Here is a 19,383-nt window from a genome sequence, read left to right on the forward strand (position 1 = left end):
TTCAATTGCTGAAAAGAAAATAAATGGACGAAGAAAATTTAGATCCTATAGAAGAAGGTCAGTTTCAGGGCGAACATTTTTACGAAAATCAGGAGTCGGCAGACAGTAATGATACGATTACCAAGGTAACCGGAATGTATAAAGACTGGTTTCTGGATTATGCATCGTATGTAATTCTGGAGCGTGCGGTTCCGGCCATTGAAGACGGATTTAAGCCCGTGCAGCGTCGTATCATGCACTCGATGAAAGAACTGGACGACGGGCGGTATAACAAAGTAGCCAATGTGGTTGGACATACGATGCAATACCATCCGCACGGTGACGCGAGTATTGGTGATGCCATGGTGCAAATCGGTCAGAAAGACCTACTCATAGACACGCAGGGAAACTGGGGGAATATCCTTACCGGCGACGGCGCAGCGGCTTCCCGTTATATCGAGGCGCGATTGAGTAAATTTGCGTTGGAAGTACTCTATTCACCTAAAATAACCCACTGGCAACTGTCGTACGACGGAAGACGGAACGAACCGATCAACCTTCCGGTTAAATTTCCGTTATTGTTGGCGCAGGGAGGAGAAGGGATTGCTGTTGGACTTTCGACCAAAGTATTACCTCACAACTTTAACGAACTGATCGATGCGTCTATAAAAATATTAAAAGGAAAACCGTTTACCCTGTATCCGGATTTTCCGACGGCCGGTATCGCCGATATTTCGGGCTATAACGACGGTATGCGTGGCGGACGGGTACGCGTTCGCGCAAAAATAGCGCAACTGGACAAGCAAACGCTTGTGATTACACAGATTCCGTTTTCGACCAATACAACTACGTTAATCGATAGTATTCTAAAAGCCAACGATAAGGGGAAAATCAAAATCAAAAAAATCGAGGACAATACCGCTGCCGAAGTGGAAATTCTGATCCATCTTCCGCCAGGCGTATCGCCGGATAAAATGATTGACGCTTTATATGCGTTTACCGGTTGTGAAACCTCACTGGCACCGTTAGGGTGTGTGATCCAGGATAACAAACCGTTGTTCACCGGAGTGTCTGATATGCTACGCGTTTCTACGGCACGCACGGTCGATTTACTGAAAAGAGAATTGGAAATTCAGTTGGAAGAACTCGAAGAACAATGGCATTTTGCGTCGTTGGAACGCATCTTTATCGAAAACAGAATTTACCGCCTTATCGAGGAAGAAGAAACCTGGGAAGGGGTGATCAAAGCAATTGATAAAGGATTGGCACCACACGTAACCCATCTGAAACGAGCGGTTACCGAAGAAGACATTGTTCGTTTGACGGAGATTCGAATCAAGCGTATTTCGAAATTCGATATTGAAAAAGCACAGGAAAAAATCGACGCATTAGAAGGTGAAATCGCACAGGTTAAACACGATTTGGCACACCTGATCGATTTTGCGATTGCTTATTTTACCCGCTTAAAAGAAAAATACGGAAAAGGAAGAGAGCGTCAGACGGAACTGCGTAGTTTCGATACGATCGAAGCGACCAAAGTAGTCTTGCGAAACACCAAATTATACGTGAACCGCGAAGAAGGATTTTTGGGTACCGGGCTTAAAAAAGACGAGTATGTTGGCGATTGCTCCGATATTGATGACGTGATCGTTTTCCTTCGTGATGGAAATATGATGATTACCAAAGTCGACGATAAAAAATTCGTTGGGAAAGATATTATCCATATTTCCGTTTTTGATAAAAACGACAAACGGACGATATACAATATGATTTACCGTGACGGAAAATCAGGGCCGTCTTATATAAAACGCTTTAATGTTTCGGGCGTAACCCGCGACAAATTATACGATCTGACCAATGGCGCCAAAGGTTCGCAGGTGCTCTATTTTTCGCATAACCCGAATGGAGAAGCCGAAGTAGTGACCGTATTATTGCGTCAGGTTGGAAGTGTGAAAAAACTGAAATTCGACCTTGATTTTGCTACGTTAGCGATTAAAGGACGGGCGAGTAAAGGAAATACCGTTACCAAATATCCGATTAAGAAGATCGAGTTAAAAGAAAAAGGAATTTCAACCTTAAAACCGCGTCGTATCTGGTTTGACGATACTGTACAACGTTTGAATGTAGATGGAAGAGGGGAATTACTGGGCGAATTCCGACCAAACGACAGATTGTTGATCATTAATCAGTCCGGAAAATTAAAAACCATTATACCGGAGTTGACAACCCATTTTGAAGAAGACATGGTCGTGCTGGAAAAATGGATCCCTAAAAAACCGATTTCCGCGATTTATTTTGATGGAGAGAAAGAACGGTATTACGTAAAACGGTTCCTGATTGAAAACGAGAATAAGGAGGAGGTTTTTATTTCCGAACATCCGAATTCGCAATTGGAAATCGTTTCAACGGATTACCGACCCGTGGCCGAAATCGTGTTTGCAAAAGTAAAAGGCGTACAAAAAGAGAGTCAAACCATCGATCTGGAACAATTTATTGCCGTAAAGGGAATCAAAGCTTTAGGAAATCAATTAACGACCGACAAGCTAAAGCAGGTAAACTTGCTGGAATCCTTACCTTACGAACCACCGGTTGAAGAAATTCCGGAGGAAATCGAAGTGAAAGAAGAAGAGAATGTTTTGCTTGAAGAAGGAAATGTACAACTGGACGACGACGGACAGATTACGCTAAGTCTGGATTAATATAAATACTTAGCAACACCTTACAGGTTTTGGAAACCTGTAAGGTGTGTGTGATAAAATACAACAATAAAAAAGTCCTCAATTGAGGACTTTTTTATTATTTTCTTTTTCGGATTTTCATATTGATAAACTCCACGGCCAGAGAGAACGCTATGGCAAAATAGAGATAACCTTTTGGAACGGCACCGATATGTTGTCCGGCTAATGTCGCTTCAGACAAGTGCATACTCTCCGTCATAAGCATAAATCCGATCAGGATTAAGAACGCCAAACCTAATATTTGTATCGACGGATTGGCATTTACAAAATTACCTACCGGAACGGCAAACAACATCATAACACCTACGGATATGACTACAGCAGCGATCATAATCGTTAAAGCTCCGGTAATACCGTTGGTCATTCCGACAGCCGTTAAAATACTGTCTACTGAGAAAATCAGGTCAATTAAAAGGATTTGAACGATAACACTACCAAAGGATTTGGCAGCCGCACTTTTTACATTATGTTCTTCTTCACCTTTATGATCTACTTTTTCATGGATTTCTTTCGTACTCTTATAAATCAGGAACATACCTCCCAGAAATAAGATTAAAGCCTGTCCGGTAAAATGTCCCTGGAACCATCCCCAATCCACACTAAACAAAGGTTCTTTCATGGCGATCAGCAATGTAATACCAAATAATAAACCGATACGCATAAACATGGCCAGAAACAAACCGATTCGGGTTGCTTTTTTACGTTTTTCTTCCGGTAGCTTGCCGGTAACGATAGAGATAAAGATAATGTTGTCGATCCCCAATACGATTTCAAGAAACGTTAAGGTTAACAGGGCTACCCATGCATCAGGGTTTAAGAATACTTCCATTTGTAGTTTTGATTTATTGTTTTTGGTTTAAATTCAGCTATTAAACGTAAACTAATCGATTTTTGTTACAGTTCCTTTCTGTTTTTTTGTGTCACCCACAAATGAATATTCAAAAGTATAGCCTTTTGCATTGGTTGTCAGGATCTTCATGCTGATCGCTTTTTTGTCCTGCATATTTTTTGGATGTATTTTTTGCAATACAAATTCACAATTGTTAATCCAGCGGATCGAAGCCGTATCGGTTTTACCATTGAAGGTTTCGATTTGTTGATTTTCGGTGCGTTCAAAAACGGACTTCATTGGTTTTCCGTTGATTTCCTGTGTGAATTCGAATTTTCCGGTTTTATAATCGTTACAGTTGCGTTCCTGGTTATAGCAGGAAGTCAATACGAATGGTAATAAGGCTAAAGCAATTTTTTTCATTGTAATCGTTTTAATTCATCATCGGTATAATTCCGGATGGTTTTATCTTTTGAAAATTTATCAGCGTTATAGTCGTTGGATTTGTTTTTAGGAATAGACAAACTGTTCCATTCTCCTTTTTTGAGTAGTTTTGCGTAGAACACAATTTGACCAATATGATACGGATAATGGGCCAATTGACGATTAATGGCTTCGACTACCGTATGGCCTTCATTTCGGATATAAATAACATTCGAAAGCTGATCGGGTGTAAGACTTTTTAAAGCTTCGAAAAGACAATTCCATCCTTTTTCCCAGATTTCCAACAGTGTTTCTTTGTCTATTATCGTTTCTTCGAATTCGGAATCGCGGTTGCGTCCTTCTTTTTCGCCGTCGGTCGTCAGGAAATCGGTCCACCTTGAAAGCATATTGCCGGAAAGGTGCTTTACAATCGTGGCAATCGAATTGGTATTGTCGTTTAGTGCAACGGACAATTGTTCCGGTTCGAGTTGCGCCATTGCTTTATCGGCAATGGTTTTATAGTACAGAAATTGCTTCTGTACGCTTTCGAGGTACTGCTGATTGACTTCCATAGGGATGCTATTTGTCGAAAATACTATTTGTTACGGTTCGTAATCCTAAAAACATAAACCACATTGCCGTAAGACATACTACGATTCCAAAACCTAAAACCGGATAAAACATTGGATTGTTTTGGTTTTTAAACGAACTGTGGATGATGACAGGACCTATAAATAACAAGGGAAGTGCCATTGCCAGATAGCGAATTCCTCTGTTTAATACTTTTTTGTTGGCCATGATTATTTTGTATTAGTATTGTGATAGCTTTCGATGGCTTTCCGTACGTTTTGATGTGTTTCGAGTAATTGTTGTGCCACTTCATACGGGACATCAATTTCACTCATGATCATACGGATACCACGGTCTACGAGTTTGTGATTACTCAGTTGCATGTCGACCATTTTATTGCCTTTTACTTTCCCTAATTGTATCATGGTAGCGGTAGAAAGCATATTTAGAACCAGTTTTTGCGCCGTTCCGGCTTTCATACGGGAACTACCCGTTACAAATTCCGGACCTACGACCACTTCTATGGGTAAACGAGCGGTTTCGGCCAGCGGACTTCCCTGATTACAGGTGATGCATCCGGTTGCGATACCGTTGGCATTACATTTTTCGAGGCCTCCAATTACATAAGGAGTCGTACCCGATGCGGCAATGCCCACGACCACATCATTTGGATTGATATTCCATTCCGAAAGATCTTTCCAGGCCTGTTCGCGGTCGTCTTCGGCAAATTCGACTGCTTTGCGGATGGCCGTATCGCCACCGGCAATCAAACCGATTACCAGATCGAACGGTACGCCAAATGTAGGCGGACATTCTGAGGCATCCACAATACCAAGTCTTCCGGACGTACCGGCACCAATATAAAACAATCGGCCGCCCATTTTCATTTTGGAGACGATTTCTGTAACCAGAGCTTCAATTTGCGGCAGTGCCTTTTCGACCGCTAACGGTACGGTTTTGTCCTCGTTATTGATATTCGTTAACAGTTCCGAAACCGACATCTTTTCCAGATGTTCGTATTTTGAAGCTTGTTCGGTGGTACGTGTAAATGACATCGGTAACCTGATTTTTAGATACTGTGAATAAGCGTAAAGTTACATAAAATAAGCCAGAATGATACCTAAAACGATAGCGGTAAGCTTCGCCAGGTTAAATTTATGGCCTTCGCTACTTTCAAAAATGATGGTAGAGGAAATATGAAATAAGATACCGATTACAATAGCTGAAATTTCGGTATAATAGTTATTTATAAAAGGGAGTTGTTCGGACAATAAAGTCCCTAATGGTGTCATACAGGCAAATACCATCATAAAGACAAAAATAGCCTTACGATTTAAGTGCGAATTGATAAAAAAGGTCGTCAGAATAATGGCAATCGGAAAGTGGTGGATGGCGATTCCCCAGGCCATATCGTGATGATGACTAACCGGTAGTCCTTCGAGTAAGGCATGCAAACACAAACTGATAAATAACGACCAGGGAATATGGTGCATGGTTTCGTGACCGTGAACATGACCGTGTTCGGCACCTTTGGAAAAATATTCCAAAATGATCTGAAATACGATTCCGACCATGATAAACAAGCCAACGGGGCTATGCGCATGATCGTGTCCGTCGTGATTATGACCCGCATCGGCCAAATAAACCTCCGGCAATAAATGCGATACGGTTAGTGCCAACAGAAACGATCCGCTGAAAGCCAGAAGCAGCTTCAGGTTCTTTTTGTTTTTCGGGCTAAAGAACGTAGCCGCTCCATAACCGAGGATTACCGAAAGCAGGGGAATAAGATAAGGCATCATACTATTTAAAGATCATTATCAGTCGTTCAGAATCGTTTTTTAAGAATTTACGGAGTTTATAATCGCCAAAGACATCCAGTAAAAAGATACCGGCTTCTTCCATCATGGTTTCAAAATCCTGTAGTGTCAGTGCTTTTACTTTTTCCGTAAAGTGGAAATGTTCCCCGTTATCGTCAAAATCAATTTCTTTAAAAATATGATTATCTTTTACATAACGTTTGATGTGGAAATCAATACCGTCTACACTTTTCACTTCTTCCGGAACCAGATTGTCGATCACATGGGTTACATTCATAAAGTCAATCACGGCAAAACCATAGTCCGTTAAACTCTCCTTAATTGCGTTTAAGGTCGTCAGATTATCCTCGTCATTTTCAAAATAACCAAAGCTGGTAAAAAGATTAAAAATGGCGTCAAATTTTTGATCAAAGGGAATCCGCATATCGTGTACTTCAAAGTGAAGAGTAGTATTCGCGTGTTCGGAAGCCGTTTTTATACTGTTTTCCGATAAATCGGCGCCGGTTACATCATAGCCCAACTGGTTCAGATAAACGGAATGGCGCCCTTTACCGCAGGCCAGATCCAGAATTTTAGCATTGTCCGGCAGGTTTAGGTAATGGGTTAAATTATCCATAAACAACTGGGCTTCGGTATAATCACGATCTTTATATAGAATATGATAATAAGGTGTATCAAACCAGGAAGCATACCAGGTGGTAGTATCTTTTTGCATTTCTTTTAATTTCAAAATATTTAATTTAAACCCGATTAAAAATACTATTTATTCGGGTTGGATAAACGAAAGTAAGTTAACTTATACTTAAGCCAACAAATTTAGTGTATTTTTGCGGATGTAATTCCAAAATTGCACTGCAAGGATTGGAAATTATGATATATTTATAGGAATTTTAGTATCAAATGAAAGACTTTAAAATGGTAGCCAAAACTTTTTTTGGCTTCGAAGAAATATTAGCAAAAGAATTGCAGGTATTGGGTGCTCAAAAAGTAGAACAAGGTACCCGTATGGTTAGTTTTGTAGGAGACACCGGATTTATGTATAAAGCCAATTTGTCCCTGCGTACGGCACTGAAAATTTTAAAACCGATTCACCATTTTAGAGCAGTCAACGAGCTAAGTCTTTATAAAGGAATCCAGTCAATTGACTGGTCACAGTACTTATCGGTACACCAATCATTTGTAGTAGACGTAACCTTACACTCCGATTATTTCAGTCATTCGCAGTTTGCAGCGTTAAAAACCAAAGATGCGATAGTAGACCAGTATCGCGACCGATTTGGAAAGCGTCCGAACATCAATAAAGATTTCCCGGATTTGCGGATCAATGTTCATATTCAGAACGATCAGTGTACCGTATCATTAGACAGTTCGGGCGATTCGTTACACCACCGTGGTTATAAAACCGCTACGAATATTGCCCCGATCAACGAAGTATTGGCAGCGGGAATGCTGTTGTTATCCGGATGGGATGGTCAGGGTGATTTTCTGGATCCGATGTGCGGAAGTGGTACACTTCTGGCCGAAGCCGCAATGATTGCCTGTAATATTCCGGCAAACATCAACCGAAAGGAATTTGCTTTTGAACGTTGGAACGATTGGGACAATGAGTTGTTTGATCAGATCATGAATTCCCTGATGAAAAAGACCCGTGAATTTCATTATACGATAAAAGGATACGATAAAGCGCCGTCGGCCGTAATGAAAGCCAAAGACAATATCCGCAATGCGAACCTTGACGAATATGTGAGTATTTCGCAGGCTAACTTTTTTGAAACGGAAAAAGAAACCCGCGGACCGTTGCATATGGTGTTTAACCCGCCTTACGGGGAACGACTTGATATCGAGATGGAACGTTTTTACCGCGAAATCGGAGATACGTTAAAACAGCATTACCCGGGTACGAATGCCTGGTTTATCACGGCCAACATTGAAGCACTGAAGTTTGTCGGTTTAAAACCATCGCGTAAAATCAAACTGTTCAACGGTAAGCTGGAAACCCGATTTGTAAAGTACGAAATGTATGAAGGTAGTAAGCGTACCAAATTTCAAAATAACGATAATCATTAAACGATACTAATATGGCCATGGCACCTAAAACCAAAGCATTTGTATATCAGTTAACGGCATTTGCAATCCTGTTTATTTTGTTCCGTTATCTGATTGGAACGTATACCCATTTACAGGGATTCTGGATTCCGGTTACCGCTTTTGTAGTAGCGACAATACTGGCACCGAAATTTCAGGCTGTGAAAACCAACGATGGTGAACGGCTTTTTATGAAATGGATTTTTGTAAAAGGTATCAAAGAAATAAAATAATATGTCCCGGGGAACCGGGATTTTTTATATCCGATTCCGTCTTGAAATAGGTTGTTTTTGACAATGTATTTCAAGGCGGATTTTTTTTACCTGATCGGGCCATTTTTGTCCTGATATAAATCAGGATATACTTTTTTAAAACAACTAACTTGTCAAAAAGCTATAGCAATAACATGATGTGATAAGGAATATCCCATTCCTGTAGTGTCCCTCTCAAAAATTTCCCCATACACTTTTTAATTATCTGCCATGAAACGACAGTTAAGACGTTGGGAAATTGGAGGCATTTTGTGTTTTGTACCCCTGTTTATTGCCTGTGAACCGGAATCTTTTACTGAGCCAAAATCAAAGAATACAACCCGAATTGTATCTAAAACACTTTCGCTGGGTGAATTACAGTATGAATCTGAGGTTATGGAAAAACTGGAAACGCTATTACCGGGTTTTGGAACTGAAATGCCCTATAACGGGGAGCATGATTTTACGATAAATACCGATGAGGTTATTTATATCGAAAAAGGAAATCAGCATTCCTATACTTTTTCGGTAATACGGGAGGAAGTTGTTCCGGGATTAGAAAACCTGATTTTAAATTACGAACAGGACAATTATACGGCCTATTGGATTCGATATGATTTTACAGCAGTACAATTAGCCCATCCGGAAAATCTGATGAGTCAGGAAACACGAGTGATCATTACTCCTTTTGATCCGGAATTGTCCTTCATGAGTCGGAAAAGACCGAATCCGTGTGTGAAATTAGAAAAAGTACCAGTAGCATGGAACGATCAGGGACAGATAACGCACAGTGAATGGATAAAAGTGATCGATCAGGATTGTTTGGATCAGTTAAATAGCGGTGGACAGACTAGTAGTACAGCTTCAGGTGATGGAGGTTCGAATGGAGGTGTTTCCAACGGCAGTTGGGGCGGATGGATGGGAACCGGGGTTAATACGGGTGTTTATGATCCACCACCAGCGACAGACAATTCGGGTTATACAGGAGGTAGTTCCGGCGGACATTCCGGTGGTTCCGGGACATCGGTTTTTACTTTGCCGAATGTTTCGAAAATAACTTTTGCGAATTATATCAAAAAATTAAAAGTATCGTTACGAACAGTCGTCCTGAATCCGTCATGGTGGCACACTACTAGCGGGAAAAGAATCGTTAAATACTTACAGCAACACTTTGATACTAAAACCGGATTAATCGATATCAAGGCTTCGGAGTTTGCGACTTGGGCGATTCGTTATCTGGTATCGCATCCGGAGGTAACCTGGGAACAGTTTGAGAACTGGTTTATGGGAGAGGTTGAAGGGAATGATGGTGAATATGATAGTAATTTTTGGGATAACCCGGATCTTACATTTCAACAACAACAATTGCCAAGTTTTTATGCTTTTAATGATGCATATCCACGAATAAAAGGAAAGGAACTTGCTCAATTAATTGGGGGTGATATTTTAGATTTATATACGAAATACCCTAATAGGGTTAGAGGGTATTGTGCTCTTAAAGTTTCCCGGGCATTAAATTATTCCGGTGTTACGATTCCACATATCGTAACAACAAAAGATAACGCAGGAACGGTGTCTGGTGACGATGGGAAATATTATTTTCTAAATGCGAAGGCATTAAATAAATGGATGCAAAAAACTTTTGGAATTAGTCCGGATAATCCTTTTCATATACGGATTTCTGGCAGTGAGGGAGGAATAAAAGGTGAAAATTTTCCACAATTAACCGAAGGGTTAAAAGGGATTTATTCGATGGTAGCGATTGATAATATTCAGGAAACATGGGCAAGTGGCCACACTGATCTTATTAACAATAGTCAATGCGTTTTTGGCTGCTCCTTTTATATCGAAAAGAGCCAGATAATGCCGGTTCAATACATTGATATATGATTTTAAATTAGGTTATTAAATATGAGAACAGAAATAGTTATTACAGTGTTTTTATCTGTGTTTTTAATTTCCTGTAGCGGAGTTAAAAAAAGATCTTTTAAATATAACCAAAGCTCTAATCCTTGGATATCTACCTATAAATTACATGTGTTTTGTACCTGTTTATTGGAGGGCTATAAAATTGATTCTACAAAAGGTTACCAGAGTGATACATTAATCCGGTACATAAAAAGAAGAGATCCCATAGTTGTATATGATGAATTAAATTTTTTGGCTTTGGAGAGCGCAGATAAATTGGGAATAAAAATAGCATCAGGAATCCCTAAAGTTGCATTACCAGCTGAGATATATGGAGAAGAGGAAAGTTTTGAACGAAAATTTGTTATGATGAATTGTCTAAACTATTATGATAGCAAAGAATTGGATTCTATAGCTAAATCATGGTATAAGGCCTATTTAAAAGGTGTTAGGAAAGATAAGCAAAATGATTCGTATTGATGAAAAAGAAAATTTTATTAGCTGTTTTTCTACTGTTTGCCGTTGTTTTATATAGTCAGGAGGCTTTCAATCGTAGGTATAATGGACTTCGGAAAGATTTAAAAATTAAAGATGATACTGCAGTAATTTTAGAATTTGAAAAAACAAAATACCTTGTATTTCAAAAAGGCAATGTCTATAAATATATCCTTTCTGTAGATAATGATATTCTATATAAAGAAAAACTGGAAAAAGAAGCAGCAATCAATAGCTATACCATTTTAGATACACTCTTTGGGATAAATCCTAAACAATTAAAAGAAAACATTAAAATGCAGATGCATGATGCCATTAGCTACAAATTAAAACTATATACAAAAGAAAAGGAAATAAATTATAGTTATAAAGCTACTGATATATTTGATGAAGAAAGATTACCAGATTATAAAAAACAAATGGCATATTTGAAAGTAGTTGAATTTTTAAGAAATATATTTTATGATGAAAGGTATAAAAGAGTTCAAGAAGCAGACACCCTTTATATTGTTTGGGATGATGCCATATATGAAATAGACGATAAATATCAGGCCTGTTTTTCAAAAAAGAGTCGGGTGCCATACTTGCTTTTTATACCTACGAATGCACATCCGCAATGGACGTCAAAATCATTTCTTCAAAAAAATAAGCAAAGTGTTGTTGATATGACTTTTTTTCAACGATACGGTTATTTTGCCAGTACAAAAGCATTAAGAAATAAAAAACTATTCATAATAGATCCGGAAGAAATTCTTGGGAATAAACTAAAATCAAGTAGTGTTCGCTTTGTTCCACTATATACCAAGGATTGGTAAAATTTTGAGGAAATAAAATATTTTATTTCAGTACAAATTAATAATAGCCTAATAGGCAATATCCTCAATTCCGATATCCTGTTTTCTGATTACGAGTATACTGAAAATACCATGAAATATGTAGAAAAGAAAATCTTTCTTACCGCTGTGCCCTTTTGTTTTCCGGGATATTAATAATTCCCGAACCATCCACCAAAGATTGTTTTCCGTTTTGTGTAACCCGCATGACCACAACAAACTCCTTCCAGCTATCGGAAGATACGGTGACAAAACCGGAAAGTGAGTCGATTGCCGTTATCGTATAGTTGTTGTCCGGATAATCCTGTCCGTCAAAAACAGGATCAAACCCAAGACCTAATTCCGGATCAGTTTTCCATGCTTCTTCGATGATACGGGTATAGTTTTCTTTAAAACCGGATGTTAGCAGTTGGTTATGTTGTATCCAGGAAAGTGTAGTTTTCGGATCGGTAGAATGATCAAGAAAATGGGCATAATCCGATATAAATTGTATAGCCACCTTGTAATCAACGGTAGTTTTTGAGGCTTCGGCAGTGTTGTTTTCAGTGGTATCGGTATCTTTTTTGGATTGACAGGAGAACAGACTGATCATCAGAAGTAGAATGATACTATTTTTCATTTTAAAAGTATTTATATATTGGTAAAGTTTTATTGAGGCATGAATTCATAGGTACCTTCGGTAAAGAATAGTTTAAAATGAGGTAATGTAGTGCCTTCGACAAAAATTTCGTTTAGCTTCCCTCTAAGACTAATGTATTTCCCTTCCAGTTCTGCTTCCGATTCGGAAATACCGTTTTTGATCGTCACATATTCAAAAGAAAAAATCTGAGTTCCGGCATTATTGTTTACACCGGAAAAAAAGGTGTCTTTTCGATCTTTATCCAAATGGACACAGTTGATATAACAATTACTGTTAAAAAGTAGGACACGCATGATCATCTCCTTTCCTTTTAAAGGTTTTATCTTTTCAAGAGCCTTTTCTTTCGATAGCTTTTTTTCATTTAATAAACCGGCTACAGAATAGATATACATATAACGAAGGCCTTTTGCTTCCAGATCGAGATTCGGTTTGGGATCTGCATATCGTAGCAAATCGGAACTTAACTTTTCGGTAATTTCCCAATCTTCTTTATCCATATTGGCTAATAAAGTATTGAAATTGGCTTCAAAGTTTTCCGTAGTTATAGTTTGGGAATAACCGGATAAGGAATAAATATACAGGAGTAGTATCAGACAAAATCGTTTCATTATAACGCACTTGGATTATTGAAAGATATAAAAAAGACAAGCAGTAAAAACGACAGTAAACAGAAAAGCAACGGATTCCGCTGCTTTTCGATTATTTCTTTTTAAGTGTTTCGGTTTTTTTAGCCGTTTTATAAATCGGAATAAAATAGGAAACGGAATAATTAAATCCGGCACCAAAATTTCCGTCGTACGTTCGGTTAAAACCCGGAATATATAAGTTGTCAAAACCTTCCGGTTTCTGATTTGAGACCAGATAATTCAGGCGAACACTAAAACCAAGAAACAGATTGCGGAAAATTTCGGCTTTTACTCCGGCCACAAATTCTACCCAATGCGCGGTCAAACCGTCAAATTTCTGATTGGGTTCCAGCGTGTTTTCTCCAAAATAAGGATTGGTATTGTAAATGGAATAAGAATTTAATTGCTGACTAAAGGTACTCACGCTATAGCGCATCCCGGCATAAATCATGTTTTCCATATCCAGCCAGTTGTCGTACGCATTAAAATCGAGACCGACTTTAAAATAACTTCCTTTAGTAGTATAACTCAATTGCGCTTCGTTATCGGTAAGGTCTTCATTTCCGATTTCACCGGCGATAAAAATCTTTTTTGAAAGACGGTAATCCGCAACAAGCTCCAGTCCGCGGTAATCCTTTTCATAAAAAGAACGCGCTAAACGACTCAGATCGGCACCTACACGAATACCATAACGCTCCGTCTTTTTAGGAATGGAATCCTGAGCAACCGACGTCAGTGATAACCCTAAAAGGACAATACTAAAAATAGATTTTAAGGTGTGTCTCATTCTCATTTTGAATATTGGATTGTTGGGTTATTTTTGAGCCAATCCATGGATTGGTATCATTTGTTGATAGCACGGGATTGTCGGCATTCAATTGGAAAACCGTTTTATAGCCACAGGCTCTGGAAACATAGATATCGGTTCTGGCATAGGAAAAACTAAGCGTATCTTCGTTCACCAGAGATGGATTGGTACTATTGGCGTTTAAAATAAGGCGATAGGTCGTATTATCCTCCGTGGTACGCAACGGTAATTTTATTTTATTTCCATTGGTCAGGTAACGGGAGTCGTCCTGCGCGGCAGCATTAAAAACAATACCTTCCGTCATTCCCAAAGCAATTACCTTAAGATTGGTTACATTTTTTAAAACAGTAGGATCATTAACATCATAAAACTCGACCACCACACTTGGCGTTGTAGGCGTACCGTCGGGGCAAATATCGTCTTTCTCACAACTCCAAAACGAATTAGCGAGTATAAGAGCGATAGCAAAAGTTTTTAGTTTTTTCATTGATCGATTATCGTTTTTCCAAAAGTACAACATTTTCCACATGATGCGTTTGTGGGAACATATCCACCGGGCGTACACGGGTCACTTTATACATTTCGTCCATCAGAGCCAGGTCGCGTGCCTGTGTTGCCGAATTACAGCTTACATAAACAACACGTTCCGGGGCAATTTTCAAAATTTGTTCCACTACATCTTTATGCATACCGTCGCGTGGTGGATCGGTAATGATAACATCCGGTTTACCATGCGTTGCGATAAAAGCCTCGTTAAAGACAACTTTCATATCTCCGACAAAAAAGTCACAGTTTGAAATATCATTGCGTTTTGCATTTTCTTTCGCATCGGCTATGGCTTCGGGAACGGCTTCCACGCCAATAACCTTACGGGCTTTTTTAGACACAAACTGGGCAATTGTACCCGTTCCGGTATATAAATCATATACCAGCTCATTTCCGGTTAGCCCGGCAAAGTCACGTGTAATTTTATAAAGTTCATATGCCTGATCGGAATTGGTTTGGTAAAACGATTTCGCATTGATGCTAAAACGCAATCCTTCCATTTCTTCCAGGATATAGTCTCTACCTTTATATAGTTTAATATCCTGATCGTATAGTGTGTCGTTGGCTTTACTATTAATGACATATTGCAGCGAAGTGATTTCGGGAAAACGTTCGGCCAGGAAGTTTAATAATAATTCGCGTTGTTCAGGGTTTTCTTCGAAAAACTGTACCAATACCATGATCTCCCCAGTTGATGCCGTACGGATCATAAGGGTACGTAATAAACCTTCGTGATTTCTCGGGTTAAAAAATGGCAGATTGTGTTCGTTGGCAAAACGACGGATCGCATTACGAATCGCATTTGACGGATCTTCCTGTAAATGACATTTAGAAATGTCCAGAATTTTATCCCACATTCGCGGAATATGGAATCCTAATGCATTCTGATTGCTGTAATCTTCTTCACTCTGGATTTCTTTTTCGGTTAACCAACGGGAATTCGAAAACGAAAACTCCATTTTATTGCGGTAAAAAAACTGCTTTTCCGATCCGAGTATCGGCTCAAATTCCGGTAATTCGATTTTTCCGATTCTTTTCAGATTGTTATAGACCTCCTGGTTTTTGTAAAACAACTGACGATCATAGTTCATATTTTGCCATTTACATCCACCGCAAGCACCAAAATGATCGCAAACCGGATCAACCCGATGTTCTGAAAACTCGTGAAAATGGACAGCTTTCCCTTCGTAATACGATTTACGTTTCTTAAAGGTTTGTACATCAACCACGTCACCCGGTACTACATTCGGAATAAAGATTACTTTTCCATCGGGTGCTTTGGCAACCGAAACACCTTTAGCGCCTGCATCCAGGACTTTTACTGTATCAAAAACGATTTTATCTGTTCTTTTTCTTCCCATGGGGCAAAAATAAGGATTGTTAGGATTGTAAAGTGCTAAAACCTACTTTTTTTATTTATGGGACAATTTGTAATGTTTGATTTTTTATATTTGAGACAATCAATGTCATAATTATTCACTGCCCTATGAAATTATACACCTGGTTGTCTAATATTCCATTTTTAAGAAAAAGTTATGTACTTAAATTCCTGTTTGTAGCTTTTTTAGGGATTCATATCCCATTAATAGGTATTGTTATATATATTCTTTTTCATCCCAATATCATTTCGCCGGGAGTATTGTTTACGATAACGCTCATTTTAACGCTGGTGGCAACCGGAATCACACTTTGGATTTTACGAAAACTGGTACAACCCATGGAAATAGCTTCGGAAGCATTGGTGCGCTATGGCGAGAGAGGAATAATACCATCGCTGCCAACTCGTTATACCGATGAAGTAGGAATATTGCTGACCAACCTGCAAATGCGGATCAATGAAAATGAAGACCTCCTAAGTGAAAAAAAAGATCTGACATCATTATTATCCCACGACTTAAAAAACTACGCTTCTACACCTCAGTTTTTAGCCCGGTTTATATTGGAAGAAGAACCATCGGATAAAATAAAAAATTATGCGGAACTGATTCTGGAATCGACAACACATCAATTGGGGTTTTTAGAAAGCTTTGTTGCATTATTGCGGCAAGAAGAAGCCTTTTCGCGTACCGCAACCGAAAATCAGGAATACCGGCTGGATGAAATTATCGGACTGATCGAAAAAGTATCCGATCAGAAACTGAGCAATAAAAAACTGACTTTTCGAGTGGTAAAAGAAGTCGATAAGATTGATGTAGTGATGAAGGAAGAATATTTGCAACGTGTATTGATGAATCTGATAGATAATGCCATCAAATTTTCCTATACCGGTTCGGAAATTCTCCTATATATAATGGAAGAAAATGATAGTGTTGTTTTTGTTGTAACCGACAAAGGGATAGGATTTGAAAACAGCCGGAAAGATGAGTTGTTTGAAAAGTTCAGTAAACTTTCCCGCCCGGGAACCAATAAAGAACCGTCAACCGGAATAGGATTGTATCTTTGCCGGAAAATAGTGGAACGCAGCAGTGGCAGTATTTATGCCGAAAGCGAAGGAACGGACATGGGGTCCAAATTCACGGTAATCTTAAAAAAACGCAACCATCATGCACACACACCTCATCCTGTTAAGAGGGATTAACGTATCCGGACAGAAAATCATCAAAATGGAAGACTTGCGTAAACTGTTAACGGAAGCCGGTTTTTCGAACGTACAAACCTATATTCAGAGTGGGAATGTTTTTGTTGATACACCCGAATCAGATCCGGAGAAAATTGAAAAACAGGTTACGACGCTACTAATGGAAAAATATGCTTTTCAGGTACCGGTGGTCGCGGTATCGGAAAACAGCCTGCTTCGTATTTTTATGCACAATCCCTATTTAAACGAACCGGATATTCCCGTAAAACAGCTTTATGTCGCGTTTTTGGCTACCGAACCGACCGCCGAAAACAGTACACGCCTCGAACCGGAATTTGTACATCCTGATACCTTTCAAATGGCAACCAATCGCCGGGCGTTGTATCTGAATTATGTAAACTCGGCCGGAAATTCCAAAATGACCAATAATTGGATTGAAGGCAAACTCAAGGTAACGGCAACTTCCCGCAACTGGAATACGGTAACGAAGTTGATGGCTTTGTTTGAATCCCGAAAAAATAATACACCAAAAGAAATCGGAACGGTTGTTAAAAAATAAAATTTGAACAGCTGTCGGTTTGTTTTACATTTGACAGATAAAGCAGTAAACCATGAACCGATTTGACCGCATTACGGCAATTTTAATTCAGTTACAATCCAAAAGAGTAGTAAAAGCGCAGGATCTGGCCGATAGGTTTAATATTAGTCTTAGGACGGTATACCGCGATATTCGTACGTTGGAGGAAGCCGGTGTACCCCTTTACGGAGAAGCCGGTGTCGGTTATTCGATTGTTGATGGTTATCGGTTGCCACCGGTTATGTTTACTCAAGACGAGGCAATGGCTTTTATTACGGCTGAAAAACTGATGGAAAAGCTGTCTGAAACGGCAATTCAAAATAACTTCCGGTCGGCGATGTATAAAATCCGGTCGGTTTTACGAGGTTCTGAAAAAGACCTGGTAGAAGGACTGGAAGATCATATCCATGTTCGTAAAAAGAAAAAAAATACAACAGCGCCGGAAAACAGTCTGGATGTACTCTTAAAAGCCATTTCGGAAAAACGCATTGTAAAAATGTCCTATCGTGCTTTTGGAAACGAACAGAATACGGAACGGCTCATCGAACCCATCGGAATTTACTATGAAAACGAATATTGGTATACGGTTGGCTATTGTCATTATCGTTCGGATTACCGACATTTCCGTGCCGATAGAGTGGTTGCTATTCTGTTAACCGGAGAACCTTTCCGAAAGGAACACGCTTCCCTTCAGAAATATCAGGAGCAGATCAAACAGGATTTACATTTCAAAAGAGAAAAAGTCGTGATTCGGGTTGATAAAACCATAGGAATGTATTTGCAGGAACGAAAGCATTATTATGGTTTTGTGAGTGAAAAGATCGACGGGAATGAAATTGAGATGACCTTCCTGACTGAATCGTTGTATGAAGGTTTTGCCCGTTGGTATATTATGTTTGCCGACTATGCTGAAATCCTGGAACCGACCTCGTTAAAAGTGCGTGTAAAAGAGCTGGCTGAAAAAATTTTACAAAAAGAATAAACTTTAAAAACCTGCTGACATAGGGTTGTCACCAACCGGTTGTTCCTTTGTATTGTTAAACAAAAAAACGATACATTATATGAAACTAATCACATTGTTACAGGAAGAATTAGTACAGGAAGCCGCTACAACCCGAAAAATGTTATCCATCGTGCCTACTGAAAAATTAGATTGGCAGCCACATCCGAAAAGTATGAAAATGGGAGTATTGGCAGCGCACATTGCCGAACTAACCGCATGGGTAGAGATGGTACTAACCACCAGTGAACTCGATTTTGCAAACAATCCGTATGAACCAAAAGACGTAAAAAATACGGCTGAGTTGCTGGCGTTTTTCGAGCAGTCGCTTGCAAAAGGAATCAAAGCGCTGGAAGACAACGATGAAGAAGAATTCTGGGAAGAATGGACGTTGCGCAACGGAGATCAGATTTTCAAAACCTCATCCAAATATGAAGTAATTCGTATGTGTTATTGTCAGATTGTACACCACCGTGCACAGTTGGGTGTCTATTTGCGATTGCTAAACATTCCGATTCCGGGAAGTTATGGACCAAGTGCCGATGAGGTTATGATGTAGGATTTGTTATAATCCGGGTTACTAAAATAAAAATAGAAAAAGGGGCTGTCGCAATAAGGACAGCCTCTTTTTTTGATACTGTATGAAAGTACAGTTATCGGGAAACAAAACAATTCGCTGC

At 39.2% G+C, this 19,383-nt stretch carries 22 protein-coding genes; 10 read left to right on the forward strand and 12 right to left on the reverse strand.

Going from position 1 to position 19,383, the window contains the following annotated elements; all coding sequences use genetic code 11:
• The first annotated feature begins 23 nt into the window (after window positions 1-23).
• A complete protein-coding gene (locus tag E6C50_RS07000) occupies window positions 24-2,678 on the forward strand; it encodes a DNA gyrase/topoisomerase IV subunit A (RefSeq protein ID WP_136402490.1) in 2,655 nt (884 codons plus the stop codon).
• 97 nt (window positions 2,679-2,775) lie between these two features.
• Here the strand turns inward: E6C50_RS07000 and E6C50_RS07005 are convergent, their stop codons facing one another.
• The 7 genes from E6C50_RS07005 to E6C50_RS07035 are packed head-to-tail and all read right to left on the reverse strand — an operon-like array spanning window position 2,776 to window position 7,071.
• A complete protein-coding gene (locus E6C50_RS07005; protein ID WP_136402491.1) occupies window positions 2,776-3,546 on the reverse strand; it encodes a TerC family protein in 771 nt (256 codons plus the stop codon).
• Between the two features lie 51 nt (window positions 3,547-3,597).
• On the reverse strand, window positions 3,598-3,969 hold the full coding sequence (locus E6C50_RS07010) for a DNA topoisomerase IV (protein ID WP_136402492.1): 372 nt from the start codon (window positions 3,967-3,969) through the stop codon (window positions 3,598-3,600).
• A complete protein-coding gene (locus E6C50_RS07015; protein ID WP_136402493.1) occupies window positions 3,966-4,541 on the reverse strand; it encodes a DUF1572 family protein in 576 nt (191 codons plus the stop codon). Before E6C50_RS07015 ends, E6C50_RS07010 begins: the two co-directional genes overlap by 4 nt.
• Before the next feature lie 7 nt (window positions 4,542-4,548).
• The gene (locus tag E6C50_RS07020) at window positions 4,549-4,767 is read right to left on the reverse strand and encodes a DUF6095 family protein (protein WP_136402494.1); all 219 of its coding nucleotides are present in this window, start codon (window positions 4,765-4,767) and stop codon (window positions 4,549-4,551) included.
• A gap of 2 nt (window positions 4,768-4,769) precedes the next feature.
• Window positions 4,770-5,594, reverse strand: a complete 825-nt coding sequence (gene murQ / locus E6C50_RS07025; RefSeq protein WP_136402495.1) for an N-acetylmuramic acid 6-phosphate etherase — start codon at window positions 5,592-5,594, stop codon at window positions 4,770-4,772.
• A 39-nt stretch (window positions 5,595-5,633) separates the two neighbouring features.
• Window positions 5,634-6,335 (reverse strand): ZIP family metal transporter, encoded by a 702-nt coding sequence (locus E6C50_RS07030; RefSeq protein ID WP_136402918.1) that lies wholly within the window; start codon window positions 6,333-6,335, stop codon window positions 5,634-5,636.
• A gap of 4 nt (window positions 6,336-6,339) precedes the next feature.
• The gene (locus tag E6C50_RS07035) at window positions 6,340-7,071 is read right to left on the reverse strand and encodes a class I SAM-dependent methyltransferase (protein ID WP_136402496.1); all 732 of its coding nucleotides are present in this window, start codon (window positions 7,069-7,071) and stop codon (window positions 6,340-6,342) included.
• Between the two features lie 185 nt (window positions 7,072-7,256).
• Here E6C50_RS07035 and E6C50_RS07040 point away from each other — a divergent pair, with 185 nt between their 5' ends.
• The 5 genes from E6C50_RS07040 to E6C50_RS07060 all read left to right on the forward strand — a co-directional run bounded on the left by E6C50_RS07040 (window position 7,257) and on the right by E6C50_RS07060 (window position 11,910).
• On the forward strand, window positions 7,257-8,423 hold the full coding sequence (locus E6C50_RS07040) for a THUMP domain-containing class I SAM-dependent RNA methyltransferase (protein WP_136402497.1): 1,167 nt from the start codon (window positions 7,257-7,259) through the stop codon (window positions 8,421-8,423).
• 17 nt (window positions 8,424-8,440) lie between these two features.
• Complete coding sequence (locus E6C50_RS07045) at window positions 8,441-8,674, forward strand: hypothetical protein (RefSeq protein WP_136402919.1); 234 nt, start codon at window positions 8,441-8,443, stop codon at window positions 8,672-8,674.
• 249 nt (window positions 8,675-8,923) lie between these two features.
• Window positions 8,924-10,582, forward strand: coding sequence for a T6SS effector amidase Tae4 family protein (locus tag E6C50_RS07050; RefSeq protein ID WP_136402498.1), 1,659 nt, complete (start codon window positions 8,924-8,926; stop codon window positions 10,580-10,582).
• Between the two features lie 21 nt (window positions 10,583-10,603).
• Complete coding sequence (locus E6C50_RS07055; RefSeq protein WP_136402499.1) at window positions 10,604-11,080, forward strand: hypothetical protein; 477 nt, start codon at window positions 10,604-10,606, stop codon at window positions 11,078-11,080.
• The gene (locus E6C50_RS07060) at window positions 11,080-11,910 is read left to right on the forward strand and encodes a hypothetical protein (protein ID WP_136402500.1); all 831 of its coding nucleotides are present in this window, start codon (window positions 11,080-11,082) and stop codon (window positions 11,908-11,910) included. The genes E6C50_RS07055 and E6C50_RS07060 overlap by 1 nt, the downstream gene beginning before the upstream one ends.
• A gap of 139 nt (window positions 11,911-12,049) precedes the next feature.
• Here the strand turns inward: E6C50_RS07060 and E6C50_RS07065 are convergent, their stop codons facing one another.
• From E6C50_RS07065 to rlmD, 5 genes are all read right to left on the reverse strand, one after another.
• Window positions 12,050-12,547 (reverse strand): hypothetical protein, encoded by a 498-nt coding sequence (locus E6C50_RS07065; RefSeq protein WP_136402501.1) that lies wholly within the window; start codon window positions 12,545-12,547, stop codon window positions 12,050-12,052.
• A gap of 29 nt (window positions 12,548-12,576) precedes the next feature.
• Window positions 12,577-13,176, reverse strand: a complete 600-nt coding sequence (locus E6C50_RS07070) for a hypothetical protein (protein ID WP_136402502.1) — start codon at window positions 13,174-13,176, stop codon at window positions 12,577-12,579.
• Window positions 13,177-13,267: 91 nt separating this feature from the next.
• Window positions 13,268-13,981, reverse strand: coding sequence for a DUF6048 family protein (locus E6C50_RS07075; protein ID WP_136402503.1), 714 nt, complete (start codon window positions 13,979-13,981; stop codon window positions 13,268-13,270).
• Window positions 13,953-14,489: a DUF6452 family protein gene (locus E6C50_RS07080; RefSeq protein WP_136402504.1), complete on the reverse strand. Its 537-nt coding sequence runs from the start codon at window positions 14,487-14,489 to the stop codon at window positions 13,953-13,955. Before E6C50_RS07080 ends, E6C50_RS07075 begins: the two co-directional genes overlap by 29 nt.
• Window positions 14,490-14,496: 7 nt before the next feature.
• The gene (gene rlmD, locus E6C50_RS07085; RefSeq protein WP_136402505.1) at window positions 14,497-15,909 is read right to left on the reverse strand and encodes a 23S rRNA (uracil(1939)-C(5))-methyltransferase RlmD; all 1,413 of its coding nucleotides are present in this window, start codon (window positions 15,907-15,909) and stop codon (window positions 14,497-14,499) included.
• A gap of 125 nt (window positions 15,910-16,034) precedes the next feature.
• Here rlmD and E6C50_RS07090 point away from each other — a divergent pair, with 125 nt between their 5' ends.
• The 4 genes from E6C50_RS07090 to E6C50_RS07105 all read left to right on the forward strand — a co-directional run bounded on the left by E6C50_RS07090 (window position 16,035) and on the right by E6C50_RS07105 (window position 19,262).
• Window positions 16,035-17,126 (forward strand): sensor histidine kinase, encoded by a 1,092-nt coding sequence (locus tag E6C50_RS07090; RefSeq protein ID WP_136402506.1) that lies wholly within the window; start codon window positions 16,035-16,037, stop codon window positions 17,124-17,126.
• A complete protein-coding gene (locus tag E6C50_RS07095) occupies window positions 17,092-17,685 on the forward strand; it encodes a DUF1697 domain-containing protein (RefSeq protein WP_136402507.1) in 594 nt (197 codons plus the stop codon). The genes E6C50_RS07090 and E6C50_RS07095 overlap by 35 nt, the downstream gene beginning before the upstream one ends.
• Before the next feature lie 52 nt (window positions 17,686-17,737).
• Entirely contained in the window at window positions 17,738-18,685 is a 948-nt protein-coding gene (locus E6C50_RS07100; RefSeq protein ID WP_136402508.1) for a helix-turn-helix transcriptional regulator, read from the forward strand.
• Window positions 18,686-18,764: 79 nt separating this feature from the next.
• Window positions 18,765-19,262 carry a DinB family protein gene (locus E6C50_RS07105; RefSeq protein ID WP_136402509.1) on the forward strand — a complete coding sequence of 166 codons (498 nt, stop codon included), beginning with the start codon at window positions 18,765-18,767 and terminating at the stop codon, window positions 19,260-19,262.
• Window positions 19,263-19,383: the final 121 nt, after the last annotated feature.

Origin of the sequence: Flavobacterium supellecticarium (assembly GCF_004801375.1) — a bacterium.
GTDB lineage: Bacteria > Bacteroidota > Bacteroidia > Flavobacteriales > Flavobacteriaceae > Flavobacterium > Flavobacterium supellecticarium.

Coding starts and splice junctions, on each gene's coding strand:
- E6C50_RS07105 (WP_136402509.1), top strand. CDS start 18,765: ATGAAACTAATCACATTGTTACAGGAAGAATTAGTACAGGAAGCCGCT.
- E6C50_RS07080 (WP_136402504.1), bottom strand. CDS start 14,489: ATGAAAAAACTAAAAACTTTTGCTATCGCTCTTATACTCGCTAATTCG.
- E6C50_RS07045 (WP_136402919.1), top strand. CDS start 8,441: ATGGCACCTAAAACCAAAGCATTTGTATATCAGTTAACGGCATTTGCA.
- E6C50_RS07055 (WP_136402499.1), top strand. CDS start 10,604: ATGAGAACAGAAATAGTTATTACAGTGTTTTTATCTGTGTTTTTAATT.
- E6C50_RS07060 (WP_136402500.1), top strand. CDS start 11,080: ATGAAAAAGAAAATTTTATTAGCTGTTTTTCTACTGTTTGCCGTTGTT.
- E6C50_RS07010 (WP_136402492.1), bottom strand. CDS start 3,969: ATGAAAAAAATTGCTTTAGCCTTATTACCATTCGTATTGACTTCCTGC.
- E6C50_RS07005 (WP_136402491.1), bottom strand. CDS start 3,546: ATGGAAGTATTCTTAAACCCTGATGCATGGGTAGCCCTGTTAACCTTA.
- E6C50_RS07030 (WP_136402918.1), bottom strand. CDS start 6,335: ATGCCTTATCTTATTCCCCTGCTTTCGGTAATCCTCGGTTATGGAGCG.
- E6C50_RS07040 (WP_136402497.1), top strand. CDS start 7,257: ATGAAAGACTTTAAAATGGTAGCCAAAACTTTTTTTGGCTTCGAAGAA.
- E6C50_RS07015 (WP_136402493.1), bottom strand. CDS start 4,541: ATGGAAGTCAATCAGCAGTACCTCGAAAGCGTACAGAAGCAATTTCTG.
- E6C50_RS07095 (WP_136402507.1), top strand. CDS start 17,092: ATGCACACACACCTCATCCTGTTAAGAGGGATTAACGTATCCGGACAG.
- E6C50_RS07050 (WP_136402498.1), top strand. CDS start 8,924: ATGAAACGACAGTTAAGACGTTGGGAAATTGGAGGCATTTTGTGTTTT.
- E6C50_RS07020 (WP_136402494.1), bottom strand. CDS start 4,767: ATGGCCAACAAAAAAGTATTAAACAGAGGAATTCGCTATCTGGCAATG.
- E6C50_RS07075 (WP_136402503.1), bottom strand. CDS start 13,981: ATGAGACACACCTTAAAATCTATTTTTAGTATTGTCCTTTTAGGGTTA.
- E6C50_RS07070 (WP_136402502.1), bottom strand. CDS start 13,176: ATGAAACGATTTTGTCTGATACTACTCCTGTATATTTATTCCTTATCC.
- E6C50_RS07090 (WP_136402506.1), top strand. CDS start 16,035: ATGAAATTATACACCTGGTTGTCTAATATTCCATTTTTAAGAAAAAGT.
- E6C50_RS07100 (WP_136402508.1), top strand. CDS start 17,738: ATGAACCGATTTGACCGCATTACGGCAATTTTAATTCAGTTACAATCC.
- E6C50_RS07000 (WP_136402490.1), top strand. CDS start 24: ATGGACGAAGAAAATTTAGATCCTATAGAAGAAGGTCAGTTTCAGGGC.
- E6C50_RS07065 (WP_136402501.1), bottom strand. CDS start 12,547: ATGAAAAATAGTATCATTCTACTTCTGATGATCAGTCTGTTCTCCTGT.
- murQ (WP_136402495.1), bottom strand. CDS start 5,594: ATGTCATTTACACGTACCACCGAACAAGCTTCAAAATACGAACATCTG.
- rlmD (WP_136402505.1), bottom strand. CDS start 15,909: ATGGGAAGAAAAAGAACAGATAAAATCGTTTTTGATACAGTAAAAGTC.
- E6C50_RS07035 (WP_136402496.1), bottom strand. CDS start 7,071: ATGCAAAAAGATACTACCACCTGGTATGCTTCCTGGTTTGATACACCT.